The following is a 20,567-nucleotide window of genomic DNA, read 5'->3' as shown; positions in this document are numbered from 1 at the left end:
TCAGTCACCCAGGTATTGAATGGTGATGTGGTATTTAAAAACGTGCTGTTCAATGCTGATCGGTTCGCGTTTTCCTTTTCGATTCAGATACGTGATTTCCGTGACCACTTTGCCGCGGGCATTGCGCAGCTCACGCGTGTCACCCGTATCGACGAGCGTCCAGCCTGTGGGTAATTGCGGTTGCCAGGCGCTAATCGGCCAATGACTGAGCATCACGTCAGCCAGCACCTGGCTGGCTGGCGGCAATTGTGGAACGATGATCGATTGCTCGGTGTGCAGTCCTTTTTCATCGTAAGTCACGAGGAACAGGCGAATGCCGACTGATGACAGCCCGGCAAGTGTGATTTTCTTGTCATCAGCATTGAGCATGACCAACAGTGACTGAGTTTTGCCGTTGAAACTTCCGGTTAGTAGCTGTTGTGAATTCACCGCGGGAGAAATCCCTGGGGTAGGTAGCGTTACACGAGTCCCCGGCTCTAACCAGGCTTGCGGGCGGCCTTTCTGTTCCGGCTGCGAGTGGCTGCAACCGGCCAGCAGCAACGTGGCGACGAGCGCAGCGGTGCGCCAGAATGTCTGTTTAATCATCTTCTTTTTTTCTCTTTTTTTCCTGGCATCGCCAGCGGTGACAGCAGGAAGGCGGTGAAAATACCGCTCACTAGCACAATGCCAAAACTGCTGATTGCCTGAGTGGCGCTAAAGACCAGCATGCCGAGCGTCAGGAGCGTGGTCATCATTGCCAGCGTGATAGCCAGCAGCGATGTCAGTGGCGTACCGCGTGGATTACTGAAAAACAGCGTGTAGTTAATGCCAATTCCCAGTACCAGCACCAGTGCCAGCAGCGAGAACAGGTTGAGCGCATGACCGCTCAGGGCCAGCACCGCCAGACTGCAACCTAAAGACAGCACTGAGGGGACCAGGCTAATTAAGCCCTTACGCCAGCCAAGCCGAATGACGGCGCCACAGGCAATCACCGCCAGCGCAATGCACAGCAGACCGGTCAGAATATGGCGATAAAGGGCAAACAGGTTGTCAAAGCTGCTCTTACGATCCACCCACGCCACGCCGGAATATTTCGCGCTGAGCGTATTTAATGCATCACTTTGTTTCACCCCTTCAACGGGAACCAGTACGCTGCTTTCGCCATCAGCCAGAGACAACCATAGCAAGCGCCAGCCTTCACTGGCCGGGCTGGCAAGCCAGGCATCGACGGTTACGGGCATGGCGCTAAGATCGGGGTTCACCGTTGCCAGACCGGCGTTGTTTAAGGCTTTCGTGATGGCGGGCGCGGCATCTTTTAGCAGAGACAGATCCTGCTGTTGCTGGGCGAGTGAATTGAGCGGAATGGTGCGATATCCGCTGAGTAAACCATCTTTTTTTGCCTGTTCCAGCGCGGGGATAAAGGTTTCCATCCGCTCCAGCGTTTGTTGAGCGGATTTGCCGTACACCACAAACCACTTCTGGTCGACGCTTTGCCCGGTCAGGGCGGTAATCGCTTTTTCCTGAGCAAGAATACCCTGCGGCAGCGCCTGTAACTGGGAGATATCATCATCTACGCGTAGCGTCGCCATACCTGCCAACGAGAACAACGTCAGCGCCACCGGCAGGCCAACGGATAATTTCTTATTCCGCCGCCATGCAGCAAGCCAGCGTAGCATGAGTACCATTGCCGGCACCGGGCGTACCGGCAACCGACGACACAACCACGGGTGCCAGAAAATGACCGTCAGGCAGGAGGCGCTCAGACCTACCGCCGCGAATACCGCCATCTGGCGAATACCGGGGAAGGGGGCCAGCATCATAATCAGATAAGCCGCTACGGTGGTGAGTAGAGCCAGGAGCAGGGCATTGCGCACTTTGGCAAGGCTTTGCCATGGCGATGTTTCCGCACCGTGCACCATCCGTTCGGTCAAATAGTAGAGCGTATAGTCGGCGGAAATACCGATGATGCTCATGCTCATCACCAGCGTCATCAGATGGAGCTCGCCAAAAATCAGCAGCGTGACGACGGTCCCCGCCAGCGCACCAATGCCAATCGAAATCAGGCACAGCAGCAGCGGACGCAGCGAACGAAATACAGCCACGATGAGCAGGATCACCCCGAGCACAGTGGCTATGCCGAGGGTAGAGATATCTTGTTTCGCCTGCTGGCTGGCGTAATCGCTATAGAACAGCGTCCCGCGAGACAGCAGTTGAGCCTGTGGATAGTGGGCTTTGAGCTCACCCTCCAGCGTATTCAGCGTGGTGACCAATTGATGCGTCTGTTGCATATCAAACGATGAGCCGGTCAACTCGCCATGTAACAGATACCAATAGTTGCCTTGCTCATCCTGGGTGACAAGCCAGCCGTCCATCAGGCGCAGACGCTGCCCGGTTTTGGCCATGGCCAGCTGCGAGCCTCGCATCAGCATGAAGGGATCGTTTTGTAGCTCTTTGCCACTGACGCCGGAGAATGCGGAGTAAAGTTGGGACAGGATCCACTGGCCCTGCGCTTCGCCGCCGTTTTGCAGCCGGGCGCGGGTCTCGTTATCTATCAGGCCGTTACGATGTTGCCAGAAGAATGCCCCCCAGGCTTGCTGGCTGTCGGCATCCATTGGACCTTTTACCTGGGCTAGCGCGTGCGATTTTTGCAGTAAAGCCAGCCAGTCCCGGGCTATAGCTGGGTCCGGTTGCTTACCGGGGCTCACTAGCCAGACCACCTGACGGTCAAGGCGCTGCATAAATCCCTCGTTAAGACCCGGAGGTATAGCGCCCAGCGTCTGCTTTGGCAACATGGCCAGCACGCTGCTGTTAAGGCGGGCCTGAGGTAGCAGCGTCAGAAAGATGCCCAGCAGGAGCAGGCAGACGACTCCCCATAACAGCGCGGGGCGTTTACTGGGCGGCAAAGCGTTGGCGTTCGTCATCGGTCAGTTGCGCTGGCGTTAGTTGGTGTTGGGAAAGCGCGATATCGGTGCGATCCCCCTGCTTATCGTTGAGATGAATACTCTCCAGGTAAGTCTTTCCGGCTAAATCAATCGTCGCAAAAATCTTATCCAGCGGTGTGGTGATTGGCGTCAGGCGTAGCGTCCAGCGACCTTCTCCTAAGTCTGCAAACTCCACGCGGAAGTTTTGTTCCAGCACGTTACGATCCGCCTGGAATAACGCCCGTAGCAGATGATTAAACTGGAACATTTGCGGGTTATTCTCAGCGGTAATGGTCTGCGGTGGTTGACCGTTAATTGCCTGAACCATCCGTTTGTCGTCCAGCAGCAGTTGCATGGGGAACGGGGACGTTTGATCCCACAGCAACCCCTGGTCGCGGGCGATCAACATCTTGCCCTGAGATCGCAGCGGCTGCGGCAGATCCTTTATCGTCCGGGTTTGATCGAAGTGGGCGCGAACCACCGGTTGTTCGGTAAAACGCTGTTGTAGGGAGTCGAGCGTCAGGGCACTGACGAAAGGGCTGACGAGCAGCACGAGCAATGGCCATAATTTCATGGTGTCACTCCCATCCGTTCAAACAGAATATCCGGGCTGACAAAGCACAGTTCACGGCTTTTTTCGTCGACGGCGACCTGGATGGTGTAGCCTGTTGTGGCGCGTTTACCTGTTTCGGCATCAAAAATTTCGTAGCCAATACGCAGGCGATTTTCGTACTCTTTAATTTGGGCGCGTACACGGATACGCTGCTCGAAAGTCAGCGCATTGCGATACTTCACCCGAGTGTCGACCACGGGCCACAGATAGCCAGATTCTTTCATCTGCCGATAGCCATAATCGAATTGGTTCAGCAGTGCCTCACGGGCAATCTCGAAGTAACGGAAGTAGTTACCATGCCACGCTACGCCCATCATATCGACGTCGTGAAACGGAATAGTTAGCTCGACTTCAGCCGTAAAGCGGGGATCGTTAAGCACCCTTTACTCCTTGTCATTGGTATCCGGCAGTTGCCAGAAATCGAAAAAGTTAAACCAGTCGAGGGGCGACTGAAGCGCATAGTGCTCAAGGCGTTCGGCGTAGCGATCGACAGTATTTTGTAATGCCTGTTGTCGTGTGGCGCGCGGTAAGAGCAGCGGGTCGGCAAACGGTTCGCAGTAGATGTGGAGTTTCTCCTGCTGACGCAGGGCAAAAATCAGATCTACAGGGCAGCGTAAAATAGACGCGAGAATAAACGGGCCCTGAGGGAATGGCGCTTTTTGCCCCATAAAGCGGCTCCAGCACACGCGCCACTCGCCGCCGCGTTGGGGATTGACTGCGATGCGATCGCCTACGATGGCTACCCATTCACCGCGCTCCAATTTCTCTTTGAGCAGAATGGCAGTATCTGGACCAATACTGTTCACCGGGAGCAGATTTAATCCAGCCTGCGGGGCCATCTCTTGCATGATTTGTTTAAAGCGTTGGGCGTTATCGCTAAATACCAGCGCATTGATTGTTTTACTGCCCTGTAGCTGGGCCAGTGCCCGACAGGCTTCGACATCGCCAAGATGTGAAGCCAGTAGTAGTTTTCCCCGAGGATCGCTGATATTCAGCGTCGTTTCTGCACTTGGTGCAAAAATCACATCGCGACCGAAGTGCAGCTCACCACGCCAGCTGGCGATCTTATCCAGCATCGCGCCGCCAAAACGCAGGAAATGCTGATAACTGGTCAGGTTTGGCGGTACTGGCATCCGCCGAGTGATCAGTTGCGCCCTTACGCGGCTAATCCAGCGTTGAGAGGCTTTTCGGGCAGTTGAAGCGCTGAGCCAGTATACGCCGACGACCGGATACAGCAGCAGGGAGAAGGCTTTGCGACCCAGTACACGCCAGACCAGTAGCATCAGGCGCATTCCCCACAACCCTTTGACTTCCTGTTGCTGCGCCCAGTGTGTCGATGAACGACGACAAAGCAGGGAGGGGATGCGTGGCAACATGCCAAAGAACAGGCGAGTGTGCATCAATGAAATGTGCAAATTGTCTTTAAGCGCGTCGAAATGGGATAGCCCGTCCTGCGGATAGGTGACTCGCGTGGGGATAAAATAGCTGGTGTTGCCTTGCCAGTAGAGGCGCACCATCACTTCAGTATCAAAATCCATCCGTTTGCCGAGCGTTACGCGCTGTGCCAGTTGCAGCGTGGGGGCCACCGGATACACCCGGAAGCCGCACATACTGTCTTTGATCTGCAACGAGAGCGTTTCTATCCACACCCAGATATGGGTTACCCAACGACCGTACAGGCGCGAGCGAGGAACCGAATCATCGTAAATCGGTTGCCCGGAAATCAGTGCTGTCGGATGTTCTTTTGCCAATGCAAGCAGCCTGGGAATATCTTCAATGGCATGTTGCCCGTCGGCATCGACTTGCACGGCATGACTGAACCCGGCATCTGCCGCCGTCTGCATTCCGCGAATAACCGCCGCGCCTTTGCCTGCGTTGATGGGCAGGCGAATTAACGTCAGATTGCTGTATTCTGCCGCTAGGCGTGCCAGTTCATCTCGTGTAGTCTCGTCACTGCCATCGTCCACCACAATGCAGGGGAGATTGAACGGCTGAAGACGATCCAACACGTCCGACATCATCGCGCCGTGGTTGTAGCAGGGGATCAACACGCACGGGGAAAAGGTTAGCGGCATAACCGAATCTTCCCGCTGCTGGCGGTATGGCGCACGTCACCGTCGTGGCGCTGGTAGCTAAAAGAGAGCATCTGACGCGCTTCCTGCCAGCTCAGACTCAGGGTGACGGTGGCCTCTGGCAATAACGGCGACTGGAACTTCACGTTTTGAATACTGTGAAAACGCCAGCCAGGGGCCAGCAGCGTGGTGGCGTAATCCATCGCCCAGTTCAGCTGTGCAACGCCCGGCAGCAGTGGCTGCACGCTAAAATGCCCGCTGAACCAAAACAGAGAAGGGTCTAGTTGTAAAACAATCTCAGCCTGATGAGGCAGTGCCTGATGGCGCTCGATTTCATGGGGTTTCATGAAATAACTCCTGTAATTGCGCATAGACACGCTTGTTCATACTGTTGACCGGAATCTCATCAATCACCCGCCAGTAGCGGGGAACCGCGACAGGCTCCAGCCAGGGCAGCAGCGAACGTCGCCAGGTCAGTTCTTGCGGTTTACCACCGCACTCAAGCCAGCGTTGCCGGGCTTCGTCATCCAGTACCAGCAGGACGCCAACGCCCTGACGTCCTCCACGTGAGACCGGCAATGCCGCGACTTCACAGATACCATCCAGTGCCAGTAAACGTTGTTCCACTTCGCTGAGTGAAATACGTTTCTCTTCAATTTTGACCACCCGCCCGCGTCTGCCCATCAGGCGGAACTGTCCATTTTCGATAAACTGCAGAACGTCATCGAGTAACAGGCCATCATCAGCGTTAATTAGCGGTGAAAACACACGAAATGCGTCGTCTTCTGACTGGAATCTGACGCCGGGAAAGGGCAGCCATGCCACATCATCCTGATGGCGATAGCGCCACGCAAGGATCCCGGTCTCAGTGCTGCCGTAGATCTCATCGGGCCAGACATTTAGCCAGTCAGCAGCCTGCGTGACGTCCTGCCAGGGCAGCATGCCGCCCGCAGACAGAATCAGTTCGACCGGCGGCGGTGTCAGGTTGTGGTCGAGGCGTTTCAGAAACGCCGGGCTGCTGATAAACGCATACCGATGCTCAGCGCTCAGCGCCGCCAGTTGTTCGGCATACCAAAGCATCGCCGCGTGCAGCGGCAGACCTAAAGCCATCGGCAAAAAGATACGGAACGTCAAGCCATACAGATGTTGCGGTACCACTGACGCGACCACCCGGCAACCTGCCAGACGATCGGCAAAGCGTGTAGCGAGCAATGCCGCTTCGCTATCCAGACGAGCGATCGGTTTGATCACGCGTTTCGGCTGGCCGGTCGAACCGGAAGTGAATAGCTCCACAAAGGCGTCACTGCGTATTGCTGGGAACGTGATGTCGTGAGCCACGGATGTCATGGCGGAGCTGACCACCCGCAGCGTTCCCTGCCAGTCCATCGCTTTATCGCTCAGTACGCCGTCAAACAGCAAGTGCTGCTCGTTTAACAACGAAACGCGACAATGTCCTGGGATCACCGGTGTTTTGCCGGCATGGAGCGTTGCCAGCAGCGCGACGATGAATAAATAGCTGTTCTCGAAGCACAATGCCCAGCGTTCACCTTCCTGCTGTCGCAGATATGTTATCAACTGGGCCACATCTTGGCGCAGATGGCCAAGCGTCCAGGTATGCTCTTCCTGCCACGCAACAGGAACGTCGTCCGGACGTGGGGCACAGAGCCATTGAGCGAGTGTGAGGGGCTGCTTCATTGGGTATCTCGTTTTATCACCAGTTGGCGAATTAACCACTCGCCTACCATCAATGTTCCCATTAGCAGATAGGAAACCATGCCGTTCCAGGTGGTCCACAGGGTCATATCGCCATTCAGTGCGGTAAAGAGCGCAACGCTGCCATTGATGATGAAAAAGGCGCACCAGATTTGTGTCACACGGCGCGTATAGCGCACGCCCGCATCGGGCAGATTTGGGTCGCGCAGTCGTGCCAGACGTTCAACAATGGGCATTGCTGACCATAACGATCCACCAAAAACCGACAGCATAACGGCGTTTACCACTACCGGATAAAACAGCAGCAGCTGGTGCGTTTTGAGCAGATAACTGGCAATGCACAAGGTGATACCCGCGACCGCCACTACCTGTGTCACGACGCGCAGCGGCCCCGCCTGTCGCCGGGTCTGGCGAAAGCGTAAAAAAAGGAGTAGCGCCATCAACGGTAGCAACCAGTGCAGACTGTTATGCGCCAGGCCAAACCAGATCAAAAACGGCCAGGCCAGCAACAGTAGACCTGTCAGCAGTTGTACGACTGGCAACGAGCGTGTGCCCGACACGGAGAATTACGCTTCTTTGAGAAGGCGTTCTACCGCATCGACGACATCTTGTACGGTGCGTACTGCTTTGAACTCTTCCGGCTTGATTTTCTTACCGGTTTTCTTTTGCAGATGCACGATCATGTCGACGGCATCGATGCTATCGAGTTCCAAATCTTCGTACAGGCGCGCCTCAGGCTTGATATCTTGCGGGTCAACTTCAAACAGCTTGACCAGCAGCGAGGAAACTTCTGCGTAAATGGCTTTTTGTTCGGTCATAACGGACTATCCTCAGGCACGTTGCGCGTGAATGAAAGATGCCAGCGTGGCGACGGAGAAGAAGTGCTGACGCATTTCTTCGCTCTCTGCTGAGAGGATCACGCCATACTCGTTTTTCACCGCCAGACCCAGCTCCAGGGCATCGATTGAGTCCAGACCTAAGCCATCGCCAAAGAGTGCCGCTTCGGTTTCAATATCATCAGCTGTCAGTTCGTCGAGATTCAATGTCGTTATAATGAGATTTTTGATTTCAAGATAAAGCGCTTGCATCATTAATTCCTGAAAGAGGTAAAGTACCTGGTTGTAATTGAAGCAAAAGATGCCGGTTCAACTGCCTTGCGGCCAGCGCCGGTTCTTGTGAGTTTGCGTCGTAAAATTGGTCGATCTTAACCCGTTCGTGTACTGAAATGGTAAACATCGGTTTTACAGATGGGACGTTGTACCATTGGCTTTCTTTATCCAGCATTTGTTCGCTGCAGTTAATAGTCACTATGCGTAAATCACTGCTGCAGCGCACGGCGATATTCGCCGCACCACGCTGTAACGTCATTGCTTCTCCGGGGCGTGTACGGGTTCCCTCGGGGAAAATTAAAATGGTATCGCCTTGCTCCAGACGTTGCTGGCAAGCGGGCAATAGCGCATCAGCCTGGCTGTTAATCAGATAATCTGCGGCCCGGACTACGCCGCCGAGAAAAGGATTTTTTAGTAGTGCACTTTTCACCAGACAGTCGGTTTCTGGCATGACCGAGGCCAGTAGGACATAGTCGATCAGCGTCGGGTGGTTGGCGACGACAAGACACCCTTGTTCGTTGCGTAAAATGTCTCGCCCTTCAATCTGGTAATCCAGCACGCCAAGCCGCTTCGCCACGGTTAAGAAGAGACGAAAACTGGCGGCGATACTGCGTCTGGCGATACGCCGACGTCGGGCTTTATCCCATACCGCGATCAGCAGGACGTTAAACCAAATCGTAGATAGGAGGAGCCCGCCGAGGCCAAACAGGGCAAAGCAAAAACCGGTCATCACCAGTCGCCATACCCGGTTAAGCCGCAGGATCATCGTGTTCATCACTGACTCCACTGCCACTGTACGCGTTCGCCAGGCAGGGTAAACGCCCTGGCATCTTGTAAGTAATGTTGTAAAAACAACAGGCTTTGCGGCAACGTTGTCTCGTCCTGTGAGCTGTGTGGACGGGTTTCACATTGCCAGCTATCACCGGATTCAATAACCAGCGCGACGGCAAACGGCCACGTTGGCATGTCTGGTGGTAACTGTGGGTGATAAAACTCGGGCAGAAAACCGTCGAAATCGACCATCAATACGCGCTGATATCCCGCCTGCAACAGCCCGATGACTTCGCATAACCCCTGCTGGAATGTATCCCTGCCAGCAGAAAGCGAGGAGGAGACAATCGGTTTTTTTGCGGCGATGGTCAAGTTACCCACAGCAGAGTTATGGACAGAAAGGGCAAAATCGGTCGGTGAGAGCGCTTGCTCAGTTGCAAGAGCGTGTAGGATCCTGTAGTTACGCTCCAGTTCACCATGGCGGCTGGTATACAAAACGGCATTGATATCATGACGGCGTAGCATCGCCAGACCGCAATCGACGGCCAGTTTGCTGCCGGAACTGAGGCGGCGAGCTGTCATCATCGGTAACTCATGGAGCTTAGCCAACGGCGCGGTGGGATCGATGGCGTGCGAAAGCCGTGACCATTCATGCCACTGTTCTGTTTCGCTTAACCCTGGTGCCTTGGCCTGCCAGTCAATAATGTTGAAAGCAAATTTCATCAACGCGTATCCGCGGTAAATCGGTTGTTCCGATTGTTTCTTATTTTTTCTTCTGACATATCAATAAAGTATGCCCAACACCTAAGTTGTCGTGGCGTTCATCTACCTGAAAACCTGCCTGATTCAGATAGTGATAAAACTTCTCTACGCTGTAGAAACGGCTGTTGCCATTCGCCATACAGGTAAAATAAAGCGAAGACGCATTCAGGCTAAATGAGGCCGCCTCAAATTTTTGGGCATCCCAAAACAGCTCCATAATGCACAGCTTCGCGCCCGGTTTCATCACCCGAGCAACGTTGCTTAGCATAGCGATAATTTGTTCCGGGGAAAAACAGTCCAGGAATTGGCTCATCCACCAGATATCAGCGCCGTCAGGTAAAGGCGAGTCGCTAAGCATATCCACAGCATGGAAATTTATGCGATGAGATAATCCTGCATTTTCTATATTTTCGCGGGCAAGTGCAATTTGTTGCGGCAAATCTAAGAGGGTGACTGTAATATTGTCATCATGCTGACAACAACGTAATGCCCATTTCCCGGTATTTCCACCGACATCGTACAGGGTTGCAGGGGCGCTGGCGAATACATATGGCAATGCGGCATCAAATGCGCCATCTGAATAGTAATGATCAAAAGCAAACCAACTTTCACGCGCAGCCAGCGGTAATTGTGATAGCGCAGGATAGATTGTTGGCCAGTCGCCAAAAATTTTTAGTCCCGCGGGTTTTCCATCTTTCAACGCATTTTCAAGATAGAACAATCCTTGGTAGCAAACATCCTGAGTGAAGTCCATATTCACGCGCGTCATGGTGTCATGTAAAAGAAAATGACCGACTTTAGCGAGGTAATAATATCCTTCTTTGTGGGTAATGATTCGCCCACTTAACCCCATATCCAACAGGATGCTGGCGGCATATTCGTTGATGGTGCTGTTTTCGGTAATTTCGTCGAGCGTGGCGCCGCGTTTACCTTGCTTGTCTAGCCAGGTGAGTACTCCCGCATTTCGCAGACACAACGCGGTTTGAAAAAGCATAGGGGCAAAGGCGATACGTTGTGCTTCAGTAATGGCATCCAGTGCGCTAAGCGAATCCTGTTCGTACATGTGGGGACAACCTGTTAAATGGCAGATAATAAGAGTATCGGGCCTTTTCGGCCCGACTTTAGGCATAATTACAGATTGGCGCCGGCTGACAGATTAAGCTGGATGTCTTTATCCAGATTGCGTACCCAGCGGTTATAGTTTTTGTGAATTTTTCCACCAGATGCCTGCAGGTTAAGGCTGCTGTCGTATTTGATGTCATAGCTGGTGGCGGTATAAGTGATACGGACTTCAGCTACATGATCGCGGGTTTGTTGGCGAGCTTTAATAACACCTGGTCCGACTTCAGACATGACCCATTGGCGTTGAATACCGGCTTTCAGGATTGCGGTTTTAACCTGGTCCTGAGTATGCCCCGCGCTCACACTGGTGTGAACTTGATCAATCGGCGCAGTACGTGCACAACCCGCCAGAGCACCGACAACGGCAATGGCCGCAAACCACTTAATATACTGTTTCATTAAAGCTCCCTATCAAAGTACCGTTTATACGTGTTAAATAATAAACTCCGAAATCATGGGCACCTTGTATTGCCTATGATTATATTTAAGCTAAATTAGCATTTTATTTCATATAGTTGGTAGCAAGGTAATGAGATGACCGGATAGTAATATCCCAAGACTTTCTTCAACGGAAATTTTTCAGCATCATCATTGGCGAGAAGTATAGATTTTTAGAGAAAATGTATCAAATAAAATAACCTTTAAAGCTAAGTAGATAGCTTAAGTTAAATGCTTTGGGGGGTATTCATTATTTTTATGCGTTTTGGTAAAGAAACCATCATCTTGACTTATGTATTTTCTTTATAAAAAATGAAATCCCTTTCACTCTTTATTTAAGATAAGCTTCTATATATAACTGCGTTAGCGTCATTTTAACGGTCATATAAAAATATAAAAACTACCTCGGTTGGTAGTTTTTCAGGGAAGCCGGCTTTTGGGCCTGCCGGGCCCCAGCAAAATCGCCAGTTTGCTGCCGCCTGTGGTGGTTTCCATCCAGATTTTACATACGCTGGTTAACGGCACGGAGAGCAACATGCCGACCGGACCGAGCAGCCATCCCCATACCAACAGAGAGAGGAAGACGATTAGCGTCGATAATCCCAGCCGATGCCCCATCATTCGGGGTTCGAGAATATTGCCAATCACCATATGCACCACCAGAAACAGTGCGCCAACCAACAGACATTCGTAAATGCCATTAAAAAGCAGTGCCTGGATCATGGGCGGGACGGCGGAAATGACCGAGCCAATGTTGGGCACGTAGTTTAACAGGAATGCCAGTACGCCCCACATCAGAGCAAACTGAATCCCCATCAGTGCCAGTCCCAGCCAGATTATGGCACCGGTCCATAAGCTGAGCAGCGTTTTCAGCGCCAGATAGTGTGACACACCCTTCAGCGCTCGATGTAGCCCCGCAATGTGGATTTGCGGATTATTCAACGCAAAACGCATCTTATAGGGGACATGACGCACCTCAAACAGCATAAAAACTACCGTCATCACCAGCAGAAAGACGCTGGCCATGGCACCAGAAAGACTCGTCATCAGCGTGGTTGTGAAGGTCATCAGCTTGTCAGAGTCCATGCGTTGCAGTATACGTTCCGGGGACATATGCAGATTCAGAAAAGGCACCATCTCTTGCAAATACAGAACCTTGCGCGTTAGCTCCTTATTGTATTTTGGCAGCAGGTCCATGAATTCAGTGATTGACGACGCCAGCACGCCAACCAACGCCGTAAGAACGATCAGCATCACCACCACGACTAAGGTAATAGCGATTGGGCGACCGACTCCCCGGCGGATAAACCAGGTGACAAGTGGATTCAATACAATGGCAAAAAAGAGGGCCAGCAGCAGCTGCACAATGATATCCGCCGCAGCATGGATACCTGCGAGGATCACCACCAGAGCGGCCAGTTTGAGCAAAATGTGCAAACCCGTTTTATCGGGCTGGGTGGTTATCATGTCTTCTTCCTGTTTGCGTTTTTGCATTAAGTGTAGCGGCTGGCTTGCGACTGATATTCCTAAACTGGCTACTGATTTCTGCTCTGCAACATGGTAGAAATGAAACACTGTTGTGAAAACGTGGTGACCCTCCATGCCCGAACCCGTCGCTGAACCGACGCTTAGCGGTTTACGCCTGAACCTGCGTATTGTTTCTGTGGTGATGTTTAACTTCGCCAGCTACCTGACCATCGGCCTGCCGCTCGCGGTGTTGCCTGGCTACGTCCATGATGTAATGGGATTTAGCGCTTTCTGGGCTGGGCTGGTCATCAGCCTGCAATACTTCGCTACGCTGCTGAGCCGTCCGCATGCCGGTCGCTATGCCGATCTGCTGGGGCCAAAGAAGATTGTGGTATTTGGGCTGTGCGGCTGCTTTTTAAGTGGCCTGGGCTATTTACTGGCGGGATCAACGAACGGCTGGCCGTTGGCCAGTCTGCTGCTGCTATGTCTGGGGCGCGTGATTCTCGGGATCGGGCAAAGCTTTGCCGGGACCGGCTCTACGCTGTGGGGCGTGGGGGTGGTTGGCTCAATGCACATCGGACGGGTGATTTCCTGGAATGGCATCGTGACCTATGGCGCGATGGCGATAGGCGCGCCGCTGGGTGTTCTGTTTTATGCCTGGGGTGGCTTACAGGGGCTGGCGTTGACCGTGATGGGCGTGGCACTGTTGGCAATCCTGCTGGCGCTCCCTCGTCCGGCGGTGAAGGCCAGCAAAGGCAAACCGTTGCCATTTCGCGCGGTGCTTGGGCGCGTCTGGTTGTATGGTATGGCGCTGGCCCTGGCCTCCGCCGGATTTGGGGTAATCGCTACTTTCATTACCTTGTTCTATGATGCCAAAGGCTGGGATGGCGCCGCATTCGCGCTGACGCTTTTTAGCTGCACGTTTGTCGGTACTCGTTTGTTGTTCCCAAATGGTATCAACCGTTTAGGCGGGCTGAATGTGGCGATGATCTGCTTTAGCGTCGAGATTGTCGGGCTGTTACTGGTCGGGATGGCTTCGATGCCGTGGATGGCGAAGATCGGCGTTCTGCTGGCCGGGGCTGGGTTCTCACTGGTTTTCCCGGCGCTGGGCGTGGTGGCGGTAAAAGCCGTTCCTCAGCAAAATCAGGGTGCTGCGCTGGCGACCTACACGGTGTTTATGGATTTATCGCTGGGGGTTACCGGGCCGCTGGCCGGGCTGGTCATGACGTGGGCGGGTGTGCCGGTTATCTATCTGGCAGCGGCAGGGCTGGTAGCGGTGGCGTTATTGCTGACCTGGCGGTTAAAAAAACGGCCTCAGGTGGTGTCACCGGAGGCCGCGTCATCGTCTTAACCGTTACTGGATAACCAGCGTGTTAATGATGTTTTCTGCGGTAGTCTGCGCTTTTTGCTGATCGTCAGCAGGCAGCGTGATTTGCAGCGTCAGCAGTTGGTTGTCCACTTTACCCAACACCACGGAAGAGTATGCGGTCTGGCCTTTGGCCGAGATGATGCTGTCTAACTGCTGCAGCGTGTGGCCTTTCAGCTCAATAGATTTATTGGTGACGACCTGCAGCTGCGGGTCACGGCTACGCTGCTGATCTTCCAGACGTTTTGCCAGCACGGCCAGATCTTCGTTGGTGTTGTCGCCAACAATCACAATCACCGCTTTCTGGCCGGTTGCGTCAGAATATACGTGCATATTGTTCGCCTGGGTGCCCAGCTTACCGCTCTGATCGGTCATATCCGCTGGCAGGGAAAAACTGAGTTTGCCGTCCAGCAGGCTGACCGGTTGTCCGGTGGCGTTACTTTCTGCGGCAGCACCCTCGGCTGGCGCTTTTGTATCGCTATTATCACAGGCCGCAAGCCCCATAACCAGCAGGCCAATACCGACATATTTAACCAGATTGCGCATTGACTTCTTCCTTTCGATAAACGGCCATAACGGCTCATTCGTCCATCTTATCACAACTCGGAAAATGAACCTTTAACTCGTCTGCAATGCAGAGATTTCAGATTTATCTGCCAGCCTTTTCAGTAACATATTCAGCAGCACGCCATACATTGGCAGGAAGAAAATAATGCTGATCAGCACTTTGAAGCAGTAATCGACCAGTGCGATTTCCATCCAGTGCTCGGCCATAAAGGCATCCGGGCTACGCCAGAAAGCGATAAAGAAGAAGGCCAACGTATCGCTGATATTGCCAAACAGCGTGGACGCCGTCGGTGCCAGCCACCAGCGACGGTTCTGACGCAGGCGGTTAAAGACATGCACATCCAGAATTTGTCCCAGCGCGTAGGCCATAAAGCTGGCGGCGGCGATACGGGCGACAAATAGATTAAAGTGCAGCAGTGCGCCGAATCCTTGCCACGATCCCATATAGAACAGCGATGAAACGACATAGGAGATCAGCAGTGCGGGGATCATAACCGCAAAGATGATACGTCGAGCCAGCGGCGCGCCAAAAATACGCACGGTCAGGTCGGTCGCGAGGAAAATAAACGGAAAGCTAAACGCGCCCCATGTGGTATGGAAACCAAAAATGGAGATTGGAAGCTGCACCAGATAGTTGCTGGAGGTGATCACCAGCAGATGAAATAGCGATAGCCAGAACAACGCTTTTACGCGCTGAGTTTGTGTAAACGGAGTCATATTGTGACCTTTTTGTTGGATGGGGTGAGGGAACCCAATAAAAAACCGTCGCATGATACTGCTTTAAGAGCACATTGCAATGGTTGTTTTTCACGCAATCGTTAACCTGATTGGCTTACGCCACAACAGAGCGTAAAATAACGCCGTTTTTGTATGAATGAGACGACGATGAGCGACCTGTTTACTTCCCCCGACCATACTCTTGATGCCCAGGGGCTGCGCTGCCCGGAACCGGTAATGATGGTACGTAAAACCGTACGCGGCATGCAGGCCGGTGAAACGCTGCTGATTGTCGCCGACGATCCGGCAACAACCCGCGATATTCCTGGCTTCTGTACCTTTATGGAACATGAGCTGGTGGCCAAAGAGACCGACTCGCTGCCGTACCGCTATCTGGTGCGCAAAGGCCAGTAATCTTGTTATGCCGGATGGCGCTAACGCTTCTCCGGCCTATAAAGACTGAGTAACCTGTAGGCCTGATAAGCGAAGCGCCATCAGGCGAGAAACAGGCACTACCCTTTACGCAACAACCGCAGCGCGTTCGCGGTCACCAGCACCGTCGCCCCCGTATCCGCCAGCACCGCCAGCCACAGTCCGGTTATCCCGAGCAGCGTGGTGACGAGGAAAATCCCCTTCAGACCCAGCGCAATCGCAATGTTCTGGCGAATATTGGCATGGGTGGCCCGCGCCAGCTGAATCATTTGCACCAGACCACGCAGACGGTTGTGGGTCAGGGCTGCATCGGCGGTTTCCAGCGCGACGTCGGTCCCGCTTCCCATCGCAATGCCGATGGTAGCCGCTTTCATTGCCGGGGCGTCGTTGATGCCGTCGCCGACCATCGCCAGCGGCGACTGTTGGTTAAGATGGGTAACGGCCTGCACCTTATCTTCCGGCAAGAGTCCCGCTTTGAATTCGAGGCCCAGTTCACCGGCAATGGCGGCTGCCGCACGCGGGTTATCACCGGTCAGGATCACGCCTTTCACGCCAATCTGATTAAGCTCGCTGATGGCGCTGCGAGCGTCATCGCGCAGCGTGTCCTGTAGGGCCAGTACGCCGAGTACAGTATCGTTACGCAGCACCAACACCACCGTTTGGCCCGCGCTTTCCAGCTCGCTAATCTGCCCGGCAAAGGCGTCGGCAGGCTGCTTACCAGCGGCGCAAATCAGTACGCGTTCGCCGTTGACCAGCGCTTCAATTCCAGAGCCAACCAGCGCCCGTTGCTCTTTTGCGACAGGAATAGTCAGCTCGCGCGTTTGTGCTTCCCGAACAATTGCTTGTGCCAGCGGGTGCGTCGCGCCTTGCTCTACCGCTGCCGCCAGTGCCAGCAGTTCAGCCTCACCAATACCGCTTGCCGGATGAATCGCCGTGACGCGTGGTTTACCGACGGTCAGGGTGCCGGTTTTATCAAACGCCACCTGAGTGACTCTACCCAACTGTTCCAGCGCGGCCCCGCCTTTGATTAACGCGCCACGACGTGCCGCGGCGGCAAGACCAGAAGTAATGGCTGCGGGGGTTGAAATCACCAGAGCGCAAGGACAGCCAATCAGCAACAGCGTCAGCCCTTTGTAAATCCACTCCTGCCAGGATGCGGCAAACAGCAGTGGCGGTACGAGGGTGACCAGCAGCGCAACCGCCATAATAGCTGGGGTATAAATTCGGCTGAAACGGTCAATGAAGCGCTCAATGGGGGCGCGGCGTTCTTCCGCTTCTTCAATCAGTTTCAGAATACGGTCAATGGCGCTGGCACCCGGTTCTGAGAGCACTTCCAGCGTTACCAGACGATCCACGCTGGTGGCACCCGCTGGGACTTTCTCGCCGGTGGCGCGTTCAACCGGGATCGATTCGCCGGTCAGGGCGCTCTCATCAAAGCTGGCAAAGCCGGAGACCAGTTTGCCGTCGGCAGGTAAACGCCCACCCGCGGCAACTTCAATAACATCGCCAGGCCGGAGGGTATTGATAGCCACCTCTTCGCGTTCGCCGTTACGCAAGCGTGTGGCGGTTTCCGGTTTGAGCGCCATCAGAGCGCTGACCCCTTTACGGGCGCGGCTGGCGGCCCATCCTTCCAGACGCTCGCCAATTAAAAACAGTAGCAGCACCATGGCGGCTTCCGCCGTTGCGCCGATAAACAGTGCACCAATGGCGGCGACGCTCATCAGCGTTTCAATGGCAAAGTAGCTGCCGGTTTTCATCAGACGCAGGGCCTGACGGGCAATGGGATACAGACCGACCAGCGTGGTGGCGATAAACGCTATCTGACCGAAAGGATGATTGAACTGCTCCAGCCCCCAGCTAATCGCCATCATGATAATCAGCGAAATCAGCGGCAGGTTTTCTTTAAAACGTGACTCGGGGGCGGAGTCCGTCGCGTGCTCATCGCGCAGGGTATAGCCTGCTTTTTGCACCGCGTTTTCAACTTGCTGGCGGATATCGGAACCGGCATCGACCACCAGTTTTTCAGTGGCGAACAGAACCTGGACCTGGTTGACGCCGCTGACCTGGCGGACCGCATTCTCTACTTTGCGGGCGCAAGCTGCGCAGTCCATGCCCGCCACTTTCCAGGAATAGCGGGTACCTATTACGGTATCGGATACGGTTGGTGTAGTGGAGCAGCTTCCTTCGCAGCAGCAGTCATCCGCCTTTTGTGGTGCAGGCGCTGGCTTGAAAGAAGAGAATTGTGGGACTTTTTTGCCACGGGTATCGGGTGTCGACATGGCATCCTCCGGTTGATAATCATTTCGTATTAACCGGAGGATACACTCTGGAGTCGACTCCAGAGTCAAGCGTTTTAAAGATACAACGAACGAACAATCAGGAAATGTCCGGCGAAGTAGCAGGCGGCGGCAATGGCGTTATCGGCGCGGAAGCGGCGACGGTAATGGCTACCCAGCCAGACAATGTTGCCGATGAACAGGAGGGATGCGCCCATAAATGCCGACAGCGCCGGGGCGGTCGGGCGGAAGAACCACAGCTCACCGGCCATCCAGACCATCATCAGCGTGATGCCGATAAAGGTGCAGATAGCGACACGCAGCTCTTCCAGACGCGTCCAGATCACGGCGATCAGCAACGCCCCCAGCACTACCAGCACCAACGGCAAAGGCCAGAAGAATGACAGCGTCATTTGGCTGGCGAAGTAGATGGTGTACAGCAGATGCGACAGGAAGAATGCCCCCACGGCGTACAGCAGGCGTTGGCGCGGTAACAGCGTCAGCGCATCGCCCAGCAGCGAGGCAAGCAGGCCAGCCAGCACCAGATAGCTGATAGCGTTAAACATTGGCGCCTGCCAGGCCAGCAGCGCCAGCAGGAGTAACGTCAGGGGCTTAAAGACCCAGCGTTGCCAGGCAGGTCCACGATAGGAAGCATCCACGAACAACCATGCGGAAAGACAGACAGCGATAAACGACCAAAGCATCTTAGTTCCTTGAATTCGTTATTTTTTCGTAAGCGGGGTGCTCACGGCTCTACTGTCCAGTGTAGAGGTCGACACAGCCAGATGACAACACCATAACAGGCGATGTATGCTTATTTCCGCATTTTCTGATGGGTTAATAATATGAGCAAACCACCACTTTTTTTCATTGTTATCATTGTCTTAATCGTTATCGCTGCGTCGTTTCGCTTTGTTCAGCAGCGGCGAGAAAAAGCCGATAATGATGCGGCGCCGCTGGTGCAAAAGCAGGTGGTGGTAAGTAACAAACGGGAAAAACCGCTAAACGATCGGCGATCCCGTCAGCAGGAAGTGAGCCCGGCAGGAACCAGCATGCGCTATGAAGCCAGCTTTAAGCCACAAAACGGGGGGATGGAGCAGAAGTTTCGTCTGGATGCGCAGCAGTACCACGCATTAACGGTCGGGGATAAAGGCACGCTGAGTTACAAAGGTTCGCGATTTGTTGATTTTACGCTTGAACGCTAAGGTGTCATCTGACTGATGCCGGATGGCGGCTTACGCCTTATCCGGCCTACAGATTTTTCGCCCCGGCCCGCAACGTGCCGCCGGGAGAAAAGATCACAGCTACTTCTTCAACTGATCTTTAATCTTCTTCTGCCACACCAGTAGCTCAAAGACGCCGAACAGAAAAATACGGATTTTCTCTCCGTTGGTCATCTGCGGGCCATCTTTAGGCATGGTGCTTTTTAGCAGCGCCAGCTGCATGCCATGCATCAGCACCATAAATATCAGTGCGACGTTAACGAAGATGTTGAGCGGGCGTGGAAAGGGTTGGAAAATATTCAGTAGTAAAAATGCCCAGACGCACAGCATCAACAGGCGTCCCAGGTTAATTAGCATCGTGCTCTCCTTGTGCTTCACGTTGGTACAGGCGATAGGCGACCTGTCCGGCGACTTTCTCACGGTATAGCGACCAGTTCACCGGAACCGGCGGTAAGCCGTTTTCTACTTCGCTTTCAACGTAAATATACGCTTCATTTGCCAGCCAACCATGAGTTTCCAGAAGCGTTAATGTTTCTTCCAGTAATCCTTTGCGAAACGGCGGGTCAACAAATACCACGTTATGCGGCGTACCTGCCTGAGCCAAAAATGTCAGCGTATTGGTGTTGACGACGCGGGCGTGAGAGGCTTTCAGCGTGGCGAGATTCTTTTGTAGCTGCTGAGATACCGCGCGATCCATCTCCAGAAGCGTCGCATTTGCCGCATAGCGAGAGAGGGCTTCCAGCCCCAGCGCGCCGCTGCCGGCGAAGCAGTCCAGACAGTGAGCATCGACCATTACCGGGGCCAGCCAGTTAAACAACGTTTCGCGCACACGGTCGGTGGTCGGACGTAAGCCGGGGCTGTCCGGAACCGGGAGTTTACGGCCACGCCATTGCCCGCCAATAATGCGGATCTGGCCGCTACCAGAGTGATTCGGTTTTTTCATTTCAATTATTGCTCAATCCGCTGCTGACGTGTCATTCCAGGCGGTGATGTGAGTTAAGTTAAGTGATAGACTATTT

At 53.9% G+C, this 20,567-nt stretch carries 24 protein-coding genes; 3 read left to right on the top strand and 21 right to left on the bottom strand.

The window, feature by feature from the left end; all coding sequences use genetic code 11:
• From OGY10_RS22095 to OGY10_RS22025, 15 genes are all read right to left on the bottom strand, one after another.
• Positions 1–585 carry a DUF3261 domain-containing protein gene (locus OGY10_RS22095; RefSeq protein ID WP_008786383.1) on the bottom strand — a complete coding sequence of 195 codons (585 nt, stop codon included), beginning with the start codon at positions 583–585 and terminating at the stop codon, positions 1–3.
• The gene (locus tag OGY10_RS22090) at positions 582–2,900 is read right to left on the bottom strand and encodes an MMPL family transporter (RefSeq protein ID WP_032945281.1); all 2,319 of its coding nucleotides are present in this window, start codon (positions 2,898–2,900) and stop codon (positions 582–584) included. The genes OGY10_RS22095 and OGY10_RS22090 overlap by 4 nt, the downstream gene beginning before the upstream one ends.
• Complete coding sequence (locus OGY10_RS22085) at positions 2,869–3,474, bottom strand: LolA family protein (RefSeq protein ID WP_032945279.1); 606 nt, start codon at positions 3,472–3,474, stop codon at positions 2,869–2,871. Before OGY10_RS22085 ends, OGY10_RS22090 begins: the two co-directional genes overlap by 32 nt.
• The gene (locus tag OGY10_RS22080; protein WP_003827529.1) at positions 3,471–3,893 is read right to left on the bottom strand and encodes an acyl-CoA thioesterase; all 423 of its coding nucleotides are present in this window, start codon (positions 3,891–3,893) and stop codon (positions 3,471–3,473) included. The genes OGY10_RS22085 and OGY10_RS22080 overlap by 4 nt, the downstream gene beginning before the upstream one ends.
• A gap of 3 nt (positions 3,894–3,896) precedes the next feature.
• On the bottom strand, positions 3,897–5,588 hold the full coding sequence (locus tag OGY10_RS22075; RefSeq protein ID WP_286577402.1) for a glycosyltransferase family 2 protein: 1,692 nt from the start codon (positions 5,586–5,588) through the stop codon (positions 3,897–3,899).
• Entirely contained in the window at positions 5,579–5,932 is a 354-nt protein-coding gene (locus OGY10_RS22070) for an ApeI family dehydratase (RefSeq protein WP_020996070.1), read from the bottom strand. The genes OGY10_RS22075 and OGY10_RS22070 overlap by 10 nt, the downstream gene beginning before the upstream one ends.
• Positions 5,919–7,280 carry an AMP-binding protein gene (locus tag OGY10_RS22065; RefSeq protein ID WP_008786378.1) on the bottom strand — a complete coding sequence of 454 codons (1,362 nt, stop codon included), beginning with the start codon at positions 7,278–7,280 and terminating at the stop codon, positions 5,919–5,921. The genes OGY10_RS22070 and OGY10_RS22065 overlap by 14 nt, the downstream gene beginning before the upstream one ends.
• Positions 7,277–7,858: a COG4648 family protein gene (locus OGY10_RS22060; protein ID WP_003827535.1), complete on the bottom strand. Its 582-nt coding sequence runs from the start codon at positions 7,856–7,858 to the stop codon at positions 7,277–7,279. Before OGY10_RS22060 ends, OGY10_RS22065 begins: the two co-directional genes overlap by 4 nt.
• A 6-nt stretch (positions 7,859–7,864) precedes the next feature.
• Positions 7,865–8,116, bottom strand: a complete 252-nt coding sequence (locus tag OGY10_RS22055) for an acyl carrier protein (RefSeq protein ID WP_003827536.1) — start codon at positions 8,114–8,116, stop codon at positions 7,865–7,867.
• A 12-nt stretch (positions 8,117–8,128) separates the two neighbouring features.
• On the bottom strand, positions 8,129–8,386 hold the full coding sequence (locus tag OGY10_RS22050) for a phosphopantetheine-binding protein (RefSeq protein WP_003827537.1): 258 nt from the start codon (positions 8,384–8,386) through the stop codon (positions 8,129–8,131).
• Complete coding sequence (locus OGY10_RS22045; protein ID WP_020996071.1) at positions 8,367–9,182, bottom strand: lysophospholipid acyltransferase family protein; 816 nt, start codon at positions 9,180–9,182, stop codon at positions 8,367–8,369. Before OGY10_RS22045 ends, OGY10_RS22050 begins: the two co-directional genes overlap by 20 nt.
• Positions 9,182–9,901 carry a beta-ketoacyl synthase chain length factor gene (locus tag OGY10_RS22040; RefSeq protein WP_057067180.1) on the bottom strand — a complete coding sequence of 240 codons (720 nt, stop codon included), beginning with the start codon at positions 9,899–9,901 and terminating at the stop codon, positions 9,182–9,184. Before OGY10_RS22040 ends, OGY10_RS22045 begins: the two co-directional genes overlap by 1 nt.
• Before the next feature lie 40 nt (positions 9,902–9,941).
• A complete protein-coding gene (locus tag OGY10_RS22035) occupies positions 9,942–11,003 on the bottom strand; it encodes a class I SAM-dependent methyltransferase (protein WP_003827540.1) in 1,062 nt (353 codons plus the stop codon).
• A gap of 68 nt (positions 11,004–11,071) precedes the next feature.
• The gene (locus OGY10_RS22030; RefSeq protein ID WP_122973818.1) at positions 11,072–11,449 is read right to left on the bottom strand and encodes a hypothetical protein; all 378 of its coding nucleotides are present in this window, start codon (positions 11,447–11,449) and stop codon (positions 11,072–11,074) included.
• Positions 11,450–11,920: 471 nt separating this feature from the next.
• Positions 11,921–12,967: an AI-2E family transporter gene (locus OGY10_RS22025; protein WP_008786374.1), complete on the bottom strand. Its 1,047-nt coding sequence runs from the start codon at positions 12,965–12,967 to the stop codon at positions 11,921–11,923.
• Between the two features lie 133 nt (positions 12,968–13,100).
• On the opposite strand from OGY10_RS22025, the gene OGY10_RS22020 reads away from it, so the two are divergent.
• Positions 13,101–14,318, top strand: a complete 1,218-nt coding sequence (locus tag OGY10_RS22020) for an MFS transporter (protein WP_003827545.1) — start codon at positions 13,101–13,103, stop codon at positions 14,316–14,318.
• A 3-nt stretch (positions 14,319–14,321) separates the two neighbouring features.
• Here OGY10_RS22020 and OGY10_RS22015 read toward each other — a convergent pair whose 3' ends face one another.
• Together OGY10_RS22015 and OGY10_RS22010 are read right to left on the bottom strand one after the other, a co-directional pair.
• Positions 14,322–14,879, bottom strand: coding sequence for a DcrB family lipoprotein (locus OGY10_RS22015; RefSeq protein WP_003827547.1), 558 nt, complete (start codon positions 14,877–14,879; stop codon positions 14,322–14,324).
• A 72-nt stretch (positions 14,880–14,951) separates the two neighbouring features.
• Positions 14,952–15,617 (bottom strand): 7-cyano-7-deazaguanine/7-aminomethyl-7-deazaguanine transporter, encoded by a 666-nt coding sequence (locus tag OGY10_RS22010; protein ID WP_003827549.1) that lies wholly within the window; start codon positions 15,615–15,617, stop codon positions 14,952–14,954.
• Positions 15,618–15,785: 168 nt separating this feature from the next.
• On the opposite strand from OGY10_RS22010, the gene tusA reads away from it, so the two are divergent.
• The gene (gene tusA, locus OGY10_RS22005) at positions 15,786–16,031 is read left to right on the top strand and encodes a sulfurtransferase TusA (protein WP_003827551.1); all 246 of its coding nucleotides are present in this window, start codon (positions 15,786–15,788) and stop codon (positions 16,029–16,031) included.
• 98 nt (positions 16,032–16,129) lie between these two features.
• On the opposite strand, the gene zntA is transcribed toward tusA, so the two are convergent.
• Together zntA and OGY10_RS21995 are read right to left on the bottom strand one after the other, a co-directional pair.
• Positions 16,130–18,328: a Zn(II)/Cd(II)/Pb(II) translocating P-type ATPase ZntA gene (zntA, locus tag OGY10_RS22000; protein WP_191226695.1), complete on the bottom strand. Its 2,199-nt coding sequence runs from the start codon at positions 18,326–18,328 to the stop codon at positions 16,130–16,132.
• A gap of 74 nt (positions 18,329–18,402) precedes the next feature.
• Positions 18,403–19,029: a lysoplasmalogenase gene (locus OGY10_RS21995; RefSeq protein WP_003827558.1), complete on the bottom strand. Its 627-nt coding sequence runs from the start codon at positions 19,027–19,029 to the stop codon at positions 18,403–18,405.
• 141 nt (positions 19,030–19,170) lie between these two features.
• Between OGY10_RS21995 and OGY10_RS21990 the strand changes: the two genes are divergently transcribed.
• Positions 19,171–19,530: a DUF2500 domain-containing protein gene (locus OGY10_RS21990; protein ID WP_286577400.1), complete on the top strand. Its 360-nt coding sequence runs from the start codon at positions 19,171–19,173 to the stop codon at positions 19,528–19,530.
• Positions 19,531–19,629: 99 nt separating this feature from the next.
• Here the strand turns inward: OGY10_RS21990 and OGY10_RS21985 are convergent, their stop codons facing one another.
• Positions 19,630–19,905, bottom strand: a complete 276-nt coding sequence (locus OGY10_RS21985; RefSeq protein ID WP_003023415.1) for a DUF1145 family protein — start codon at positions 19,903–19,905, stop codon at positions 19,630–19,632.
• Positions 19,895–20,491, bottom strand: a complete 597-nt coding sequence (gene rsmD, locus OGY10_RS21980; RefSeq protein WP_149607348.1) for a 16S rRNA (guanine(966)-N(2))-methyltransferase — start codon at positions 20,489–20,491, stop codon at positions 19,895–19,897. Before rsmD ends, OGY10_RS21985 begins: the two co-directional genes overlap by 11 nt.
• Positions 20,492–20,567 lie beyond the last annotated feature (76 nt).

This window comes from Citrobacter sp. Cpo148 (assembly GCF_030332375.1).
Lineage (GTDB): Bacteria > Pseudomonadota > Gammaproteobacteria > Enterobacterales > Enterobacteriaceae > Citrobacter > Citrobacter portucalensis.
Note: the sequence above shows the minus strand (reverse complement) of the source record. Positions and strands in the feature narration are given on the sequence as shown.

Excerpts from the sequence above, each read along its gene's own strand:
- OGY10_RS22075 (WP_286577402.1), bottom strand. The coding sequence starts at position 5,588 with ATGCCGCTAACCTTTTCCCCGTGCGTGTTGATCCCCTGCTACAACCAC.
- OGY10_RS22020 (WP_003827545.1), top strand. The coding sequence starts at position 13,101 with ATGCCCGAACCCGTCGCTGAACCGACGCTTAGCGGTTTACGCCTGAAC.
- OGY10_RS22045 (WP_020996071.1), bottom strand. The coding sequence starts at position 9,182 with ATGAACACGATGATCCTGCGGCTTAACCGGGTATGGCGACTGGTGATG.
- OGY10_RS22035 (WP_003827540.1), bottom strand. The coding sequence starts at position 11,003 with ATGTACGAACAGGATTCGCTTAGCGCACTGGATGCCATTACTGAAGCA.
- zntA (WP_191226695.1), bottom strand. The coding sequence starts at position 18,328 with ATGTCGACACCCGATACCCGTGGCAAAAAAGTCCCACAATTCTCTTCT.
- OGY10_RS22055 (WP_003827536.1), bottom strand. The coding sequence starts at position 8,116 with ATGACCGAACAAAAAGCCATTTACGCAGAAGTTTCCTCGCTGCTGGTC.
- rsmD (WP_149607348.1), bottom strand. The coding sequence starts at position 20,491 with ATGAAAAAACCGAATCACTCTGGTAGCGGCCAGATCCGCATTATTGGC.
- OGY10_RS22095 (WP_008786383.1), bottom strand. The coding sequence starts at position 585 with ATGATTAAACAGACATTCTGGCGCACCGCTGCGCTCGTCGCCACGTTG.
- tusA (WP_003827551.1), top strand. The coding sequence starts at position 15,786 with ATGAGCGACCTGTTTACTTCCCCCGACCATACTCTTGATGCCCAGGGG.
- OGY10_RS22070 (WP_020996070.1), bottom strand. The coding sequence starts at position 5,932 with ATGAAACCCCATGAAATCGAGCGCCATCAGGCACTGCCTCATCAGGCT.
- OGY10_RS22025 (WP_008786374.1), bottom strand. The coding sequence starts at position 12,967 with ATGATAACCACCCAGCCCGATAAAACGGGTTTGCACATTTTGCTCAAA.
- OGY10_RS22010 (WP_003827549.1), bottom strand. The coding sequence starts at position 15,617 with ATGACTCCGTTTACACAAACTCAGCGCGTAAAAGCGTTGTTCTGGCTA.
- OGY10_RS21985 (WP_003023415.1), bottom strand. The coding sequence starts at position 19,905 with ATGCTAATTAACCTGGGACGCCTGTTGATGCTGTGCGTCTGGGCATTT.
- OGY10_RS22050 (WP_003827537.1), bottom strand. The coding sequence starts at position 8,386 with ATGCAAGCGCTTTATCTTGAAATCAAAAATCTCATTATAACGACATTG.
- OGY10_RS21995 (WP_003827558.1), bottom strand. The coding sequence starts at position 19,029 with ATGCTTTGGTCGTTTATCGCTGTCTGTCTTTCCGCATGGTTGTTCGTG.
- OGY10_RS22015 (WP_003827547.1), bottom strand. The coding sequence starts at position 14,879 with ATGCGCAATCTGGTTAAATATGTCGGTATTGGCCTGCTGGTTATGGGG.
- OGY10_RS21990 (WP_286577400.1), top strand. The coding sequence starts at position 19,171 with ATGAGCAAACCACCACTTTTTTTCATTGTTATCATTGTCTTAATCGTT.
- OGY10_RS22065 (WP_008786378.1), bottom strand. The coding sequence starts at position 7,280 with ATGAAGCAGCCCCTCACACTCGCTCAATGGCTCTGTGCCCCACGTCCG.
- OGY10_RS22085 (WP_032945279.1), bottom strand. The coding sequence starts at position 3,474 with ATGAAATTATGGCCATTGCTCGTGCTGCTCGTCAGCCCTTTCGTCAGT.
- OGY10_RS22040 (WP_057067180.1), bottom strand. The coding sequence starts at position 9,901 with ATGAAATTTGCTTTCAACATTATTGACTGGCAGGCCAAGGCACCAGGG.
- OGY10_RS22090 (WP_032945281.1), bottom strand. The coding sequence starts at position 2,900 with ATGACGAACGCCAACGCTTTGCCGCCCAGTAAACGCCCCGCGCTGTTA.